At 62.8% G+C, this 15,890-nt stretch carries 18 protein-coding genes; 9 read left to right on the top strand and 9 right to left on the bottom strand.

The features are described from left to right. Position 1 precedes the first annotated feature (1 nt). Both betC and betI (ASE60_RS12110) read right to left on the bottom strand, forming a co-directional pair. The gene (gene betC, locus ASE60_RS12115) at positions 2-1,537 is read right to left on the bottom strand and encodes a choline-sulfatase (protein ID WP_057250576.1); all 1,536 of its coding nucleotides are present in this window, start codon (positions 1,535-1,537) and stop codon (positions 2-4) included. Beyond that, entirely contained in the window at positions 1,534-2,136 is a 603-nt protein-coding gene (gene betI, locus ASE60_RS12110; RefSeq protein WP_057250573.1) for a transcriptional regulator BetI, read from the bottom strand. The genes betC and betI (ASE60_RS12110) overlap by 4 nt, the downstream gene beginning before the upstream one ends. Before the next feature lie 146 nt (positions 2,137-2,282). On the opposite strand from betI (ASE60_RS12110), the gene ASE60_RS12105 reads away from it, so the two are divergent. Together ASE60_RS12105 and ASE60_RS12100 are read left to right on the top strand one after the other, a co-directional pair. Next, complete coding sequence (locus ASE60_RS12105) at positions 2,283-2,831, top strand: HdeD family acid-resistance protein (protein WP_057250571.1); 549 nt, start codon at positions 2,283-2,285, stop codon at positions 2,829-2,831. 250 nt (positions 2,832-3,081) lie between these two features. Then, positions 3,082-4,878: a GGDEF domain-containing protein gene (locus tag ASE60_RS12100; RefSeq protein ID WP_057250569.1), complete on the top strand. Its 1,797-nt coding sequence runs from the start codon at positions 3,082-3,084 to the stop codon at positions 4,876-4,878. Positions 4,879-4,898: 20 nt separating this feature from the next. Here ASE60_RS12100 and betI (ASE60_RS12095) read toward each other — a convergent pair whose 3' ends face one another. Next, the gene (betI, locus tag ASE60_RS12095; protein WP_057250567.1) at positions 4,899-5,480 is read right to left on the bottom strand and encodes a transcriptional regulator BetI; all 582 of its coding nucleotides are present in this window, start codon (positions 5,478-5,480) and stop codon (positions 4,899-4,901) included. 102 nt (positions 5,481-5,582) lie between these two features. On the opposite strand from betI (ASE60_RS12095), the gene choX reads away from it, so the two are divergent. From choX to ASE60_RS12080, 3 genes are all read left to right on the top strand, one after another. Continuing rightward, positions 5,583-6,518 (top strand): choline ABC transporter substrate-binding protein, encoded by a 936-nt coding sequence (choX, locus tag ASE60_RS12090; RefSeq protein ID WP_057250565.1) that lies wholly within the window; start codon positions 5,583-5,585, stop codon positions 6,516-6,518. Continuing rightward, complete coding sequence (locus ASE60_RS12085; RefSeq protein ID WP_063893296.1) at positions 6,515-7,327, top strand: alpha/beta hydrolase; 813 nt, start codon at positions 6,515-6,517, stop codon at positions 7,325-7,327. Before choX ends, ASE60_RS12085 begins: the two co-directional genes overlap by 4 nt. 79 nt (positions 7,328-7,406) lie before the next feature. Then, positions 7,407-8,405: an NAD(P)H-quinone oxidoreductase gene (locus ASE60_RS12080; protein ID WP_057250563.1), complete on the top strand. Its 999-nt coding sequence runs from the start codon at positions 7,407-7,409 to the stop codon at positions 8,403-8,405. A 319-nt stretch (positions 8,406-8,724) separates the two neighbouring features. Here ASE60_RS12080 and ASE60_RS12075 read toward each other — a convergent pair whose 3' ends face one another. Continuing rightward, positions 8,725-9,462: a DUF3750 domain-containing protein gene (locus tag ASE60_RS12075; protein WP_057250561.1), complete on the bottom strand. Its 738-nt coding sequence runs from the start codon at positions 9,460-9,462 to the stop codon at positions 8,725-8,727. A gap of 71 nt (positions 9,463-9,533) precedes the next feature. On the opposite strand from ASE60_RS12075, the gene ASE60_RS12070 reads away from it, so the two are divergent. Continuing rightward, positions 9,534-10,541, top strand: coding sequence for an asparaginase (locus ASE60_RS12070; protein ID WP_057250559.1), 1,008 nt, complete (start codon positions 9,534-9,536; stop codon positions 10,539-10,541). A 61-nt stretch (positions 10,542-10,602) separates the two neighbouring features. On the opposite strand, the gene ASE60_RS12065 is transcribed toward ASE60_RS12070, so the two are convergent. After that, a complete protein-coding gene (locus ASE60_RS12065; protein ID WP_057250557.1) occupies positions 10,603-11,355 on the bottom strand; it encodes a DeoR/GlpR family DNA-binding transcription regulator in 753 nt (250 codons plus the stop codon). A gap of 92 nt (positions 11,356-11,447) precedes the next feature. Between ASE60_RS12065 and ASE60_RS12060 the strand changes: the two genes are divergently transcribed. Next, positions 11,448-11,819: a hypothetical protein gene (locus tag ASE60_RS12060; RefSeq protein ID WP_057250555.1), complete on the top strand. Its 372-nt coding sequence runs from the start codon at positions 11,448-11,450 to the stop codon at positions 11,817-11,819. Positions 11,820-11,935: 116 nt separating this feature from the next. Here ASE60_RS12060 and ASE60_RS12055 read toward each other — a convergent pair whose 3' ends face one another. Continuing rightward, complete coding sequence (locus ASE60_RS12055; protein ID WP_057250553.1) at positions 11,936-12,667, bottom strand: DUF4198 domain-containing protein; 732 nt, start codon at positions 12,665-12,667, stop codon at positions 11,936-11,938. Positions 12,668-12,902: 235 nt separating this feature from the next. Between ASE60_RS12055 and ASE60_RS12050 the strand changes: the two genes are divergently transcribed. Next, positions 12,903-13,523, top strand: a complete 621-nt coding sequence (locus ASE60_RS12050; RefSeq protein WP_057250551.1) for a glutathione S-transferase N-terminal domain-containing protein — start codon at positions 12,903-12,905, stop codon at positions 13,521-13,523. A gap of 18 nt (positions 13,524-13,541) precedes the next feature. Here the strand turns inward: ASE60_RS12050 and ASE60_RS12045 are convergent, their stop codons facing one another. Next, positions 13,542-14,465, bottom strand: a complete 924-nt coding sequence (locus tag ASE60_RS12045) for a bestrophin family protein (RefSeq protein ID WP_057250549.1) — start codon at positions 14,463-14,465, stop codon at positions 13,542-13,544. A gap of 69 nt (positions 14,466-14,534) precedes the next feature. Here ASE60_RS12045 and ASE60_RS12040 point away from each other — a divergent pair, with 69 nt between their 5' ends. Further along, positions 14,535-15,221: a dihydrofolate reductase family protein gene (locus ASE60_RS12040; protein ID WP_200964174.1), complete on the top strand. Its 687-nt coding sequence runs from the start codon at positions 14,535-14,537 to the stop codon at positions 15,219-15,221. 6 nt (positions 15,222-15,227) lie between these two features. Here ASE60_RS12040 and ASE60_RS12035 read toward each other — a convergent pair whose 3' ends face one another. Continuing rightward, positions 15,228-15,581: an MmcQ/YjbR family DNA-binding protein gene (locus ASE60_RS12035; protein WP_057250546.1), complete on the bottom strand. Its 354-nt coding sequence runs from the start codon at positions 15,579-15,581 to the stop codon at positions 15,228-15,230. Positions 15,582-15,611: 30 nt separating this feature from the next. Further along, a complete protein-coding gene (locus ASE60_RS12030) occupies positions 15,612-15,818 on the bottom strand; it encodes a hypothetical protein (protein ID WP_306341282.1) in 207 nt (68 codons plus the stop codon). Positions 15,819-15,890 lie beyond the last annotated feature (72 nt).

The raw sequence follows: 15,890 nt of genomic DNA, 5'->3' as shown, positions 1-15,890 counted from the left end.
GTCATTCTCCCCGCGGATAGCGTTTGGATTCCTCGAGATTGTCGAGGTTCATATGGTTGCGCATGTAGCGCTCGGATGCTTTCTGCAGCGGCTGGTGATCCCAGGGGTAGTAGGCACCGTTGCGGAGCGCCTCGTAGACCACCCAGCGCCGCGCCTGGCTTTCGCGCACGGCCGCGTCGAAAGCCTCCATGTCCCAATGGGCGGCGCACATCTCGCGGAAGGCCTGCAGCGTTGCCGCCTGCACCTGCGTTTCCGGATGGGCCGCCAGATTCTTCAGTTCCAGCGGGTCGGCGTCGAGATCGTAGAGCTGATCCGGATCGAGCGCGCAGTGGATGTATTTCCACTTGCCCTCGCGGATGGCGACGAGCGGGGCGTAAGAAGCTTCCGCTGCATATTCCATCAGCACCGGCTCGCTGCGCTCCTCACCTTTGATCATGGGCACGAGACTCATGCCGTCGGTCCACGGCTTCACCTCGTCCATCGAAATACCGGCGAGATCGGCAAGCGTCGGCGTCACGTCGAGATTGGAGGTCGGGGCCAAGTGCAGACCCGGCGTCACACCGGGGCCTGCGACCATCAGCGGCACGCGGGCTGAACCTTCGAAGAAATTCATCTTGAACCACAGGCCGCGCTCGCCGAGCATGTCGCCGTGATCCGAGCAGAAAAGGATCAGCGTGTCGTCGAGCATGCGGGTGCGCGTCAGCGTGTCGATGAGCTCTCCGACCTTCTCGTCGAGATAGGAGATATTGGCGAAGTAGGCCTGGCGCGACCGGCGGATATTGTCTTCCGTCAGGTCGAAATTGACATAGTCGCAGGAATGCATGATGCGCTTGGAATGCGGGTCCTGCTGGTCCTCCGCCAGCATGCCGATCTCGGGCAGCAGATGCTCGCAATCCTCGTAGAGATCCCAGAATTTCTTGCGCGCCACATAGGGGTCGTGCGGGTGGGTGAAGGAGACGGTCAGGCACCAGGGACGGCGTGTCGCGTCGTCGTTTTCGCGCGAGAGCTGATAGAGCTTCTGATTGGCGAGGAAGGCGACCTCGTCGTCATATTCCATCTGGTTGGTGATCTCGGCGACGCCGGCGCCCGTGACAGAGCCGAGATTGTGGTACCACCAGTCGATGCGCTCGCCGGGCTTGCGATAATCGGGCGTCCAGCCGAAATCGGCCGGGTAGATGTCGGTCGTCAGCCGCTCCTCGAAGCCGTGCAGCTGGTCCGGCCCGACGAAATGCATCTTGCCCGACAGAGCCGTGTAGTAGCCGGCGCGGCGCAGATGATGCGCATAGGTCGGGATCGAGGACTGGTACTCGGCAGCGTTGTCGTAGACGCGGGTGCGGCTCGGCAATTGCCCGGCCATGAACGAGGCGCGGGCAGGGGCGCAGAGCGGCGACGAGGTGTAGTTGTTGCGGAAGCGGGCCGAGCGCGCGGCGAGCGCTTTCAGGTTCGGCGCATGCAGGAACGCGGCCGGTCCGTCCGGAAAGAGCTTTCCGTTCAGCTGGTCGACCATGATGATCAGGATGTTCGATCTTGCTGTCATGCGGCCGTTCCCTGGTATTTGAGCCGATCGATGTGCGAGCTGACGTAGTCTTCCGTGAGCGCGATCGATGCTTCGATGCTGATCGGCGCGGAGCGCAGACTCTGGCGGATATAAAGCCCGTCGATCATCGCAGCAGCGCCTTCAGCGATGCGTTCCGCGTCATCGTCGGCACAAAGGGCCTTGAGGCTCGCCATGAGGTTGGAGCGCAGGCGCCGGGCATAGACGACGAGCAGCCGCCGCACCTCCTCAGACCGTTGCGCCTCCGAATAGAAGGCGAGCCATGCGGCAATCGTATCTGGGGCGAACTGGCTTGCCTGGAAGGAGACGCGGATCAAGGCGCTCAGCCTTTCGCGTGGGCCTGCCACCGTGCGAAGCGCCGTCACCGTGTCGTCGCGCAACTGCCGTAGAAGGCTGCGGATCGTCTCGATCAGCAATTGTTCCTTGCTGCCGAAATAGTGGTGGGCAAGGGCAGGGGAGACGCCGGCGTGGCGGGCGATCTCGGACATGGTGACGGTCAGCGTGCCCTGGTCGCCGATCACGCGAAGTGCTGCGTCCACCAGCGCCTTGCGGCGCACTGGCTCCATTCCGACCTTTGGCATCCGTCTCTCCCTTGACGGAGGTCAGTTTATTTTTGATTGACTCATCAATCAATAAAAATCTTCGGTGTTTTCGCTTCCCTTTTTCGAAGAAATCCGGCTCAATCCTCCCGGTAGCGATCCCGCGATCTGAAGGACTGGAGGTTGAAATGACCCATGCATTCGATCACGCCGACAAGACGGCGGTTGCCCGCAAATGGGGGTGGTTCGTAGCACTCGGCGTGCTGCTCATCATGTGCGGTGGCCTTGCCTTCGGCAATCTGCTGATGGCCACGGTCGCTTCGGTCTATTATGTCGGGATCATCATGCTGGTCGGCGGGCTTTTCAATCTCGCCCACGCCTTCCAGGTCAAGGGCTGGGACAGCGTACTTTACTGGGGGCTCAGCGGCGCCTGTTATACGATCGCCGGCCTGTTTGCCTTCATCAATCCCTTGCTTGCCTCGTCCTTCCTGACCTTCGTGATGGCGATCGCCCTCATCGTCGCCGGCTGCTTCCGCATCTGGGTCGGTCTCAAGCTCAGGCCAGTACAAGGCTGGGGATGGGTGGCACTCGGCGGTCTGGTCACGCTTGCCGCCGGCCTCATCATCGCCGCCGGCTGGCCGGTCAACAGTCTCTGGATCCTCGGCCTTTTCCTCGCCGTCGACCTGGTGATGCAGGGCCTGTCGCTGATCGCCTTCGGCGTGCTGGCGAAGGGATAACCGCCCCCTTCCTGTGGGGTTCCGAGCTGGGTGCCCGGCCGTACGAAAGCGGCCGTTATCGGCGCCCGGGCAACCGCAGCAATCGCTCATGAAACTACTGATTTCATTAGAATGTTTGCAGTAGATCAAGGGCGGTAGCGACTGTCATATAGCTTTCATCAAAGCTTCATAATGGGGAAAGACTTCGTTGATAGTTGGCGGCCATGCTGCCGGCGTCCGATCGTCCGTTCCCCTGTCTCTGGAGCCCGGCATGTCCGCCGCCCCCGCCGAAATCCTCTCGTTGCGCCGGTTCGGCGACGACCAGATCGTCACGCTCGCCAAGCTGGTGATCGAGAGTGCCTTCCAGCCGATCACCGAAGCGGCGACCGGCACCGTCTTCGGTTACGAATCGCTGATGCGCGGCTTCCAGAAACTGGGCTTTGCCTCGCCGCTGGAACTGCTCGACAAGGCGGAAGAAGCCGGGCAATTGCTGGCGCTGGAGCACATGATCAACAGCCGCGCCGTCGCCGGCTTCGCGACGCTGCCCGATCATTCCGCCCGCACCCTGTTTCTGAATTTCGACTCGCGCCTCGTCGGCGGCGAGGGCGACATCGTCGAGCGCCTCGTCAACCATCTGAAGCGCGCCGGTATCGCCCCTTCGTCGCTCTGCTTCGAGCTTTCCGAGCGTTTCGACAGCGGCAAGATGCCGGACTTCTCCGCGCTCGTGCGCGATCTCCGGCTCGCCGGCTTCAAGCTCGCCATTGACGATTTCGGGGCTGGCTTCAACGGGCTGAAGCTGCTCTGCGACCAGCCGGTCGATTACGTGAAGATCGACAGGCACTTCATCTCCGGCATCGAGGCTGACGCCCGCAAGCGCCACCTCGTGCGCCACACCGTCAACACCGCGCATGTGCTTGGTACGCGGGTCATCGCCGAGGGCGTCGAGACGGAGGCGGAGTTCCTCACCTGCCGCGACCTCGGCTGCGATCTCGTGCAGGGCTATTACGTCGCCCGGCCGACCACCCATCTCAGCGAGCTTCTGCCCGCCTATCCGCATCTCGATCAGAGCGTCAGCGTGAGGCAACCCTCGTCCTCGCTCGACAGTATCCTGATCCGCAAGCAGATCGAGCAACTGCCGACGGTGCGCGAAAGCGATGAACTCGATTCCGTCTTCGATCTCTTCCGGCGAAACCCGCGCCAGGGCTTCTTCCCGGTTCTGAACGCCAATGGCGAGCCGCGCGGCATTCTGCATGAGTATCACGTCAAGGAGCTGATCTATCACCCCTTCGGCCGTGATCTCCTCAAGAACCGGATCTACCAGCGGCGGATCTCGCATTTCGTCAGCCCGGCACCGATCGCCGATCTCGATACGCCCGCGGATGAAATGCTGAAGATCTTCGCCGGCATGGACGGCAGCGATTGCCTGATCCTTACGGAGAACATGCGTTACGCCGGTACGCTTTCGGCCTCGTCGCTTCTGAAGATCATCAACGAAAAGCAGCTCAAGATGGCGCAGGAGCAGAACCCGCTGACGGGCCTGCCCGGCAACCGCGCCATCCGCGACTACGTCCAGGACGCGATCCTCGACGGCGATCAGACCCGCTATTTCTGCTATTGCGACTTCGACGACTTCAAGCCGTTCAACGACACCTACGGCTTCCAGAAGGGCGATCTCGCGATCACGCTGTTTGCCGCACTCCTGCGCCGCCACTTCATCGGCGAGGAGAAGTTCCTCGGCCATGTCGGAGGAGATGATTTCTTCGTCGGCATCAGCGGCTGTTCGGTTGAGGAGCTGGAGGCGGTGCTGAACCGCCTGCTGGACGATTTCCGCTCCGACGTGCGCCAGCTCTACTCGGCGGAGCACCAGGCCGAGGGCCGCATCAGCGGCCATGGTCGCGACGGTGCGCCGAAGGAATTCGCGCTGATGCGCTGCTCGATCGCCGTCCTCGGCCTGCCGGAGGGCTTCGTCTTTTCCGATGCCCAGGCCGTCAGCGCCCGCATCGCCGAAATCAAATCCCGCGCCAAGACCAGCGAAGCCGGTCTTGTCATGGACGCACTCGGCGGCTGATTTCCCGTCTTCGGGCTCGCTTAGGTCGCGGGTATGCGATGGGCGAGATAGTCGCGCATCTGGGAAAGCGCCGTGTCGCGCGTCAGCCCTTCCGATTGCAATCCGAGCCTAAGCCAAAGGCCGTCGATCAATGAAGTGATGCCGAGCGCCACGGTCTCGCAGTCTTCTGCCGGCAACAGGTCCACGAGCGCGGAAAGCAGGTTCGAGCGCATGCGCGCGTGGATCACCTTCTGGATGCGGGCAAGCTGCGGCTCGCGCGGAACTTCGGCACAAAGGGAAAGCCAGGCATGGCAGACCGAAGGCTGGAAGAAGCGCTCCTCGAAGTTCGCCTCAATGATCGCCTCTAGCCGCTCGCGCGGCGTGCGTGCGCGGTTCAGCCGAACGACCACCGCTTCCTTGAGCGCGGCGTTCGCCTCGCGCATGGCATGTTCGAAAAGCTCCTGTTTGTTGGCGAAATAATGCAGCACGATGCCCTTGGAGGCGCCGGCGTGTGTCGCGACCTTCTCCAGCGTCGCGCCGGCCATGCCCTCTTTCTGCAGCACCTCAAAGGCCGCGCGGCGCAGCTCGCGCCGCCTGATCTCGCTTATCCTCGTCAGTCGCATCAGCCGCCTCCAAACGATTCCCACATTGACAAACTTTCCGGAAAGATCAAATGTTGACCCATGGGACAATTATTAGTCCGAATGGACAAACTGGAGGATGCGATGCCGAAGCTGAAACTGTTGATGTCCACCATTGCCGTTGTCGCCGTCGCCTCTCCGGCCTTGGCCGGCGAGGCGCAATCCTGTCGGCAAGTCCGGCTGGCCGAGCCCGGTTGGAACGATCTGGCGTTCACCACGGGCGTCGGGCTGACAGTCCTCAAGGCATTGGGTTATGAACCCGAAAGCAAGCTGCTCGGCATTGACGTCATCTACACCAGTCTGCGCAGCGGCGATCTCGACGTCTTCCTTGGCTATTGGGACCCGGCGATGGTCTCCTATTACAAGCCCTACAAGGACGACGGTTCGGTCGAAACCGTCCGCACCAATCTGAAGGGGGCCAAGTACACGTTCGCCGTACCCGATTATGTCTGGGAGGCGGGCGTCAGGGATTTCGCGGACCTGAAGACCTTTGCCGACAAATTCGAGAAGAAGATGTACGGCATCGAGCCCGGCTCCAACCAGCTGATGCTGGATGCCGTCAAGGACCAGGGCCTCGGGCTTGATGGCTGGGAAGTGGTGGAATCAAGCGAGCAAGGCATGCTGGCGGAAGTCACGCGCCGGGTTCGCGACAAGTCCTTCATCGTCTTTCAGGGCTGGGCGCCGCATCCGATGAACACGGCCCTGTCGATCAAGTATCTGACCGGCGGCGACAAGTTCTATGGACCGGACTTTGGCGCGGCGACCGTTTCGACCCAGGTGCGCAAGGGCTACCTGCAGGAATGCCCGAATGTCGCCAGGCTCCTCAACAATCTGAGCTTCGATATCGACTTCGAGAACCGCGGCATGGGTTCCCTGATGAGCGACGGGCTGGCGCCGGAGGAGGCCGGCAAGAAGGCCATCGAGCAGGAGCCGCAGCGGCTCGACGCCTGGCTTTCCGGGGTGACGACCTTCGACGGGCAGCCGGGGCTTGCCGCGGTCAAGGCCGCGCTCGGACTGTGATCGTCATCGACCAGCAAGATTGGTCGCCGCTGAAGCGGCGGCTCGAACTGCCCGGCGGGCGCCAGTTCGCCTATGTCGATCGCGGCGAGGGGCCGGCGCTGTTGCTGCTCCACGGCTATTCCGACAATAGCCGCTCTTTCTCGCTGGTCGCGCCCCACCTCGTGGGCTATCGACTGATCATTCCGGATCTCGCCGGCCACGGCGCGTCGCAGGCGGGGCCGGGGGCAACGGTTGCCGATTTTTCGCGGGATCTCGCTTGTCTGGCCGATAGGCTGGCGCTGAGGGATATCGTCGTCATCGGCCATTCCATGGGGGCAATGACCGCCATTGCGCTTGCCGCCCTTCGCCCGGACCTGGTCCGGGCCCTCGTTCTTTTATCCGGCAGCCTGCAGCCGGGCCTCGACGCGAGGAGTCCAACGGCGCGGGCGATCCGCGCGTTGAAGGATCCGCTGGATCAGGAACACCCGTTCTTCGATGTCTGGCACGCCTGCAACCAACCAGTCGACCCGGCGTTCCTTGCGCACATGCGCAAGGAGGCCGCAGAGATACCGACGCAGACGTGGCTCGCTATCCTCGATGGCCTTGCCGCGACCGATCTTCGCGCCGCCGCGCGGCAGTTGCGTTTGCCGGTGCTGGCGATCGGCGGCAGTGAGGATCCGCTGTTCGACGCTGGGCATCGCCGGCTGCTGGCGGAAACCATCGGCTCGGCGCGCTCGATCAGCTTGGCCGGCCATGGCCACAACCCTCATTGGGAAAGCCCGGCACTGGTGGCTGGCGAGATCCTGTCCTTCCTGGCGGCCGAACCCTGATCGGCCAATACTACCGCCACCCTTTTCGCGGCACGCCGTCAGCGCTAGATGTGGCACATCAGCAGCATGAGGTGGTGCCATGTCCCTTCCGTCAGAAATGAACTTCGTCGATCTTCCGGCCCCAGGCGGACCGGAAAACATGGTCCTGAAAAAGGGACCGTTGCCTGAGATCAAACCGGGCGACATCCTCGTTCGGGTGGAGGCGGCCGGCATCAACCGTCCCGATGTCTTGCAGCGCAAGGGCGACTATCCGCCACCGCCGGGTGCAAGTCCGATCCTCGGCCTTGAAGTGGCAGGCGAGGTGGTGGCGCTCGGCGCGGGTGCGGAAGGATTTCAAATCGGAGACAAAGTCTGCGCGCTCGCCAACGGCGGCGGCTATGCGGAATATGCGGCAGTCCCGGCAAGCCAGGCGCTGGCCTGGCCGAAGGGCTATGACGCGGTGAAGGCGGCGGCTCTGCCCGAAACCTTCTTCACCGTCTGGGCCAATGTCTTCGACATGGCCGGCTTGAAGGCGAGCGAAACGATCCTCATCCATGGCGGCTCCAGTGGCATCGGCACGACGGCGATCCAGCTTGCCAAGGCCTTCGGCGCCGAGGTCTTCGTCACCGCCGGCAGCGCCGAGAAATGTCAGGCTTGCGAGTCGCTCGGCGCCAAGCGCGCGATCAACTATCGCGAAGAGGACTTCAAAACGGTCGTTATCGAAGAGACGGATGGACGCGGCGTCGACGTCATCCTCGATATGGTCGGCGGGCGTTACTTCGACCGCAACATCGCTTCGCTGGCGAAGGACGGCCGCCTGTCGATCATCGCCTTCCTCGGCGGCGCCAAGGTCGAGGCGGCGAACATCGCGCCGATCCTGACAAAGCGTCTGCATGTGATGGGCTCGGCGCTCCGTCCCCGTACGCCGGCGGAGAAGCAGGCGATCCGCGATGGTCTGGTGGCAAAGGTCTGGCCGCTGCTCGAGGCGGGCAAGGTCGCGCCGGTGATCCACTCCGTGCTGCCCTTTGCCAAGGTGGCGGACGGGCATCGCGAGATGGAGACCGGCGACCATATCGGCAAGATCATCATGTCCATGTGATCCCCGGATCGCCACGTGATTTGCGCCATTAAACCTTAGTCGGTCTTGCAAATACCGTGGGATCACCTACCTTGTTGCCATCTGAAACGAACAGAAAGGAAGGTGATCCAATGTCTAATGAGATTTCGGTCTTGGTGAAGGGCATGGGAGAGGTGAACACGTCGAGGCAGCCCTCGGCTTGATCCCCGCCTTCCTTCGGGCCTAAAGCCCGGGCCACTCACTTGGCCAGAACTCAGGGAAGGGTCGCCTCGGGCGGCCCTTTTCCATTTTCGGTATTCCCCGCCCGGGCCTTCAGCCTCAACTGTTGGAACTTTGCAGATCACACCCCGAAGCGTCCGAGCGCCGGGATCTTGATGCCGGGCTTCGCGAAATCAAATCCGGCGACGAGGCCGAAAAAGTGCAGTTCGAGGCCGCTGCGAACACCAGCCGAGATACCGGCGACGCCATAGAGCGTGGCGTGCATGTCACGGCCATCGGCATCGATCTGGAACAACTTGCCCTCCGGCAGATAATCGCGGCCGACGGCGTCGGGCGGCAGCACGGCGCCGAGTTCCGGCACGGAGCGCAGCACGTGGGCGACGAAGGTGTTGGAGTTCGGGCCCGGCCAGATCCGATAGCCGCCGGGTGCGTCATAGGGATAGCTTGCGATCGCCGCTTCGATCTTCGGGATCAGCCGGCTGGCTTCGGTTCCGGTGATCGAAACAACCAATCTCGGCTCGTTCGAATACCAGCGCGCATCGGCCGGATAGGCGTTGCGGCGGATCGGCTTGCCCCAGCCGACCTTGTCGTAGCGGTTGTAGGCGAGGGCGCCCTGTTGCTTGGTCACGATCCAGGCGTGGCTGGCGACGGCGCCCTTCATGCCGCCGGTCGTTGCCGAAAAGACGTAGATCGCCGCATCGGGGCTCTCGGCTGTCTTCGGCAGGATGCCCGCCGAGGACCAGTCGGCAGAGCGCCAGCTCTGTGGCCGGTCCTGCATGTACCACCAGCCGGCCGAGGCTAGCGCCGGCAGAAGGTAGATGATGAGAAAGGCGGCGGCGAGCCTGCGGGCGAATTTCATGAAAACTCCGTTTCCTGCCTTAAGATTCCTGCTAAATGCACGGAGCAATTTCGGAAATTTGAGGGCAAGGCATGTCGAATCCCGTTCTCGTCGAAGTCACCCGCGGAAACCTCGTCGAAAGTCGCCATCGCGGACTTGTGATCGCCGTCGACGGCGATGGCCGGACCGTCTTTTCGCTCGGTGAGACTGACACCGCCGTTTTCCCGCGCTCCGCCTGCAAGGCGATGCAAGGGCTGCCCTTGATGGAAAGCGGTGCGGCCGACGCCTACGGTTTCGGCAACAGGGAACTGGCTCTTGCCTGCTCCTCCCATTCCGGCGAGCCGGAGCATGTAGAGCTTGCCGCAAAGATGCTCGCGGCGGCGGGCCTCGACGTCTCGGCGCTCGAATGCGGCGCCCATTGGTCGTCCGACCAGAGGACCTTGATCGGCCAGGCCCGCAGCCTGGAGGCGCCGACAGCGCTTCATAACAACTGCTCCGGCAAACATTCAGGCTTCATCTGCGCCTGCTGCCATTCCGGCACCGAGGTGAAGGGCTATGTCGGCTACGAGCATCCGCTGCAGCAGGAAATCCGCGGCACGATGGAAAGCCTGACCGGGGCGATCCTCGGCACGGACAATTGCGGGGTCGACGGCTGCTCGATCCCGACCTACGCCGTTCCGCTCAAGGGCCTGGCGCACGGGTTTGCCAAGATGGCGACCGGCGTCGGTCTTGGACCCGAACGCGCCCGGGCCTCCAGGCGGCTGATCGAGGCCTGCATGGTCGAGCCCTTCTACGTGGCCGGAACCAAGCGCGCCTGCACCCGGCTGATGAAAACGGCCCCCGGCCGCATCTTCGCCAAGACCGGTGCCGAAGGCGTGTTCTGTGCCGCCATCCCGGAAAAGGGCATCGCCATCGCGCTGAAATGCGAGGACGGCACGACCCGCGCCGCCGAAGCGATGGTGGCGGCAACGCTTGCGCGCTTCTTCAGGGATGAGCCGGACCTGCACGCGGCCCTGATGGCGCAGGCAAATCACTCGATGTACAACTGGAACGGCATCCATGTCGGCGACGTCAGGGTCACGGACGCTTTCGCCGCCTGAGGTTCGCGGGCGACGGTTCTCGCCTGCAGCCCTCACGGACAGCCTCGGCGCGCTGGCACCGTCAGGCGCCGATCATCACAACGCTCGCGTCGTCATAGGGCGTTAGCATCTGGCGCTCGATTTCCACCGGTACGATGAAGCCGGCGAGATCGGCGATTCCGGCCACGCGATGTGGCGAAACTGCGTCGAATTTCTCCGCTGTCGCAAGCACATAGGTGTCGGCGGCCTGGGCGAGGATCGCGCGCTTGACGGCCGCCTCCTCGAAGTCGCCGGTGGAAACTCCGTGAACCGGATGAATGGCGGTGACGCCGAGGAAGAACAGGTCGATGCGGATGCCGGCGATGGCGGTGAGCGCCGCCGCGCCCGTCGCAACCATCGAATGTTTGTAGAGCCGGCCACCGATCAGGATCACTTCGGCTTCGTGGCGTTCGAGCTCGGCGGCAATCGTCGGGCTGTGGGTGACGACGGTCAGCCGCATCTCCCGCGGCAGTGCCCGCGCGATTTCCGCGTTGCTCGTGCCGCCGTCGAGAAAGATCGTCTGGCCCGCCTCGATCATCGTCGCGGCCTTTCGCCCAAGCCGGTGTTTGACGTCGCCGGCAATCTCCTGCCGTGCGGTAAAGTTTGGTAGCGGCGGGACCAGCGGCAGCGCGCCGCCATGTACGCGCTTCAGCAAACCTTCCGCCGCCATCTCGCGGAGATCGCGCCGGATCGTGTCTTCCGAGAGGTCCAGTTCGTCCGCCAGGCGCTTGGCGACGATCTCGCCGTCGCGCGCCAACCGTGCCGAAATCAAAGCCCGTCTCTGTGTTGTCAGCATGAATACCTCCTTGACTCTTCACGATATTGCACGAAATATCGTGAATATTCCAGAATGATCTGGATATTTCGTGCAAAAATTTGGAGAAGATCATGCTGATTTTGATCGCGGGGCCCTATCGCTCGGGAACCGGAGACGACCCGGCCAAGATGGCCGCCAACCTGAAGCGACTGGAGGAGCCGTCCTATGCGCTGTTTCGGGCCGGGCACGTGCCTGTCATCGGCGAATGGGTGGCGCTGCCGGTGTGGAATGCGGCGGGTGGCGAGCGCATCGGGGACGACCTCTACGAGGAAATTTTCCATCCCGTCGCCGGCCGCTTGCTGGCACTGTGCGACGCGGTGCTGCGTCTGCCGGGCGACAGCAAGGGTGCCGACAACGACGTGCGCATCGCCCGTGAACGCGGCATTCCCGTCTACTACCGCTTGGAAGACGTGCCCGGTTGCGGCGAGGCGCTGGTTGCCTGACCGGAAACGGCCCGGCAGGGATACCTGCCGGGCCGTGGCGGTGCTTCTGAACTCCACCTCAATCTCGGCCCCAACCCGAGGATTGGGTCCGCATTGCGGTGAGGGAGGCGGGAGGCCTATTCGTGCACGTGCGGCTCGGCGACGAAGGTCAGCGTGGCCGTTAAACCTTTCTTGTCGGCGGCGATGTTGCTTTCGAGCGGGATCGCGTGGCTGACGGCAAGAATGTTGACGCCGGCGTTGCGCAGCGTCACTTCCGCTTCGCCATTCGCGTTCGTCTTTTCAGAGACGAGCTCAGGCAATCCGGCATAGTCGAGGGTGATTTCCTTGCCTTCGAGCGGCTTGCCGTCGAGCAATAGGCGGATGCGAAATTTCTCGCCCGACTTCAGGCCAACAGGGTTGTCGAGCGGGATGATCTGCAGCGGCTGTGCCGGGAAGGCCGGCAGTGCGCCATGCGCATGCACCAGCGCGATGCTGTATTTGACCGAATGGCTCGCCTGTTTGGCGCCGGGCACCTCGTTCCTGGGCTTGTTCACCCATTTGCCGTCTGCGCCTTCGCTCCAATAGCCGTTGTCGAACTCCAGTGCGACGAGCGCCGGCTTGCCATCGAGTTTCAGCCTAGCGTGATTGTCTTCCGCCTCGATCGTCACCGGCAGCGCTTGACCGTCTTCGCCAACGGCCGAGACCGATTTCACTTTGGCCGGATCATAGGATTCGTCCGCGGGGCCGTGGCCGTAGATCACCGCCAGCGTTCCCCAGCGCTCGCCGATCCATGCGCCATGGGAGAAGGCGGGTGTGGCGACGGCGGCAAACAGGCCAGCAGCGATGAGGGTTGAAAAGAGCGTTTTCATAAGCAACTCCGAATAATGTTATAACGTAACAATGATCTTCTATTGAAATCCGTTCGGGCTTGTCAATCGGGCTGACTTCCTTTCTTCTGCCGCCGATCTTTGGTCTGGAGTTGAAACGTTAGGAAGCGCACGGTTCATCGCACGCATTCCGCTTCCGTCCGCCAGAATGATAGGGCAGGGTCGGGTCTGTCGGCACCACGTCGTCCGATCCGCGTGATCGCAGAGGAGAGTTGAAGTGTTGAAATTGTTCTACGCCCCGGGCACCTGCTCATTGGCTTCGCATATCGCGCTGGAAGAGGCGGGCGCTGACTACGAGGCGCGCCGCGTCGATTTTTCGACCGCCGAACAGACCAAGCCCGACTATCTCGCGGTAAACCCGAAGGGCCGGGTGCCGGCGCTGTTGACCGACCGGGGCGTCATCACCGAAACGCCGGCGATCCTCACCTATATCGCCGAGACAAATCCGGCAGCGAACCTTGCACCAAGGGGCGATGCCTTTGCTTTTGCGCAGTTGCAGTCGTTCATGAACTATCTCTGCTCGACGGTGCATGTCGCCCATGCCCATGGACGTCGCGGCGCGCGCTGGGCCGACGATCCGGCGGCGCACGAGGCAATGAAGGCCAAGGTCGCCTCCAACATGGCGGCCTGCTTCGAACTGATCGAGAACACGATGTTGGAAGGCCCCTTCGTCCTGGGCGAGACCTATTCGGTTGCCGATCCCTACCTTTTCACCATCGCCGGCTGGCTCGAATCGGACGGTGTGGATCCCGCGCGTTTCCCGAAAATCCTGGATCACCGCAACCGCATGACCGCGCGTCCGGCCGTTGCCCGGGTCCTGGCCGCGCTCAAGACCTGAGCTGCGCGACCATCTGGGCTACATCAGGATGTAGTCCTTGGGCTGCGGCAGGGGCGGAAGATCAGTCTCGCCGAGCGCCTCGCGCAGGTTGATCTCGATCGTTTCGGCAAGCGCCATGATCGGCAGGTCGTTCGGTAATACGCCGAACGGCTCCTCCAGTTCGTCCCCGAGTGCATCGAGGCCGAAGAAGGTGTAGGCGACCAGCGCGGTGACAAAGGGCGTGGCCCAACCGAGCGCATCGGCAAAGCCGAAGGGCAGCAGGAAGCAGAAGAGATAGGCGGTGCGGTGCAGGAGCAGCGTGTAGCCGAAAGGCACCGGCGTGTTGCGGATGCGCTCGCAGGCGGCAAGCATCGCCGACATCCTGCCGACGGTGCCATCCAGTTGGGCCCACTGAAAGTCGCTGATCGCGCCCGAAGCGCGCAAGCCCGCGAGATCGCGGCCCATCTCACGCAGGAGGTAGTCCGGCGCGTTGCGGCTTGCCTTGTAGCCGGGAGCGAGATCGTCGGGCAGTCGCGCGAGCGCCCTGGTGGCATCATTGCCCGGCCGCAGGTGGCCAACCAGGGCGCGAGCAAAGGCGATGGCGATGTTGAGGAGCCGTTGCCGCGCCGCATTCTCCGATGCTTTCGCGTCGACCAGGACCAGTGTCTGCCGGGCGAGATCGCGCGACGTGAAGATCAGTTGCCCCCAATCCTTCCGCGCCTCCCACCAGCGGTCGTAGCAGGCGTTGTTGCGGAAACCGAGGAACACCGAGAGCGCAATGCCGAGCAGGGCGAAAGGGCCGCTGTTGACGCTTGGAACGATGCCGGGATCGGCACGGTGTGCCCAGACGACGAAGGCGGAAAGGCCGAAGACGAACAGCACCTGCGGAAAGATCCGCTGAATGACCGATCCTCTGAGGATGAAGAACAGTTTCAGAAGGCTGGGGCGGTCGCGAACGATCATGGAAGAACACCTGTGTGGCCGTCAGCTTCCACCGGTATAGGCGCGAGCTCTGAAATGGAAGGCCGCTCATTGGATGCCCCCAGCCGCCGGCGCGAGATTTTTACCGCCTATGTCGGCTCAGTCGCCGCGCGCACGTCCTTGTTGCGTAACGCCAACAGGGAGACAACGACGATGCGCAAGGTGGTTGCCGGCATGCAGATGTCCATCGACGGGATGATCGATGGACCGGATGGCTATACGGACTGGGTCGATTCCTGGTCGGACACCTTCGACCTCCTGCCTGAGATCGATGCCTGCGTCCTCGGGAGCGGCATGTATTCGGGCTATGAGCAATATTGGAGCGCGATCAAACAGAATCCGCATGCGCCGCTGGAGTTTACCGGCAAGGTGCCGACGCAGGAGGAGATCGAATATACGGATTTTGCTTTGAGCACGCCGCATTATGTTCTCTCGAAAGAGCGCTCGGAGGTGCAATGGGCCAACGCCACCATCGTTCGCGATGCTGCCGAGATCGAGCAGCTAAGGCGCCAGCCGGGTCGGACCATCTATGTCGTCGGCGGCGCTCGCACCGTGTCGAGCCTGATGGATCACGGCCTGATCGACGAATTGCGTCTCACCATCCATCCCCTGGTGGTGGGGAAGGGCAAGGCGCTGTTCGAAACCATCGCCCAGCGCCACTACGTGCAACTCGATGACGTGAAGAGGGTCGATGACGGCAAGGTTTGCCTGATCTACAAGGTCGGGGATCGAAGCTGAAAGCGGTCAGCCGGCGAGTTTCGCAGCAAGCCGCTTTGGCGCCTTCTGGCGCCAGGCTGCAACCAGTCGCCCGGTCAGGCTCTTATCGTCGATCACCGAAAGCCGAACCAGCATCGCCGGCCAGCCTTTGTAGTGATCGGTCTCGAAATAGAGTTGCGGGTCGAGTTCCAGCAGCAATTCCTTTTCCTCGAGCGCACACATGACGACAAGCGTGTCGCCGTCCTTCATGCGCACGAAGCTCTTGTCTTTCACCAGCAGTGCCGGCGTGCCGTAGGAGGTGCCGATGGCAACCTCCGGCAAGCCGGCGGCTTCCGCCAGCTTGACGACCCGTGCGAAATTGCGGTCGAGATCCTCGCTCATCCCGTCAGCATATCACAGGGTCATTGTCCGTCACCGGCCCCCGGCTTGCAGGCAGTCGCTGGCGCACTCGGCCGCGCGCGGCCAGGGCCAGCCGGGGAAGGGCAGATCACCGAGTTCGCGTTCGTCCATCCGCTCGAGATCCGGGTGCTGCAGCGGGTCACGCGCCCAGGCTAGTCGCGTATCCTGCTTCCGACTTTCAAAAGTGGCGAATGCGGTCAACATCGAGAGAAGCTTCAACATGGCGGCCCATCCTTTCGATGCTTGGATGATCTGCCTGTCTCGCTGTCTTTTCAATTGAGAATAGCACCG

Source organism: Ensifer sp. Root278, assembly GCF_001429285.1.
GTDB lineage: Bacteria > Pseudomonadota > Alphaproteobacteria > Rhizobiales > Rhizobiaceae > Ensifer.
Note: the sequence above shows the minus strand (reverse complement) of the source record. Positions and strands in the feature narration are given on the sequence as shown.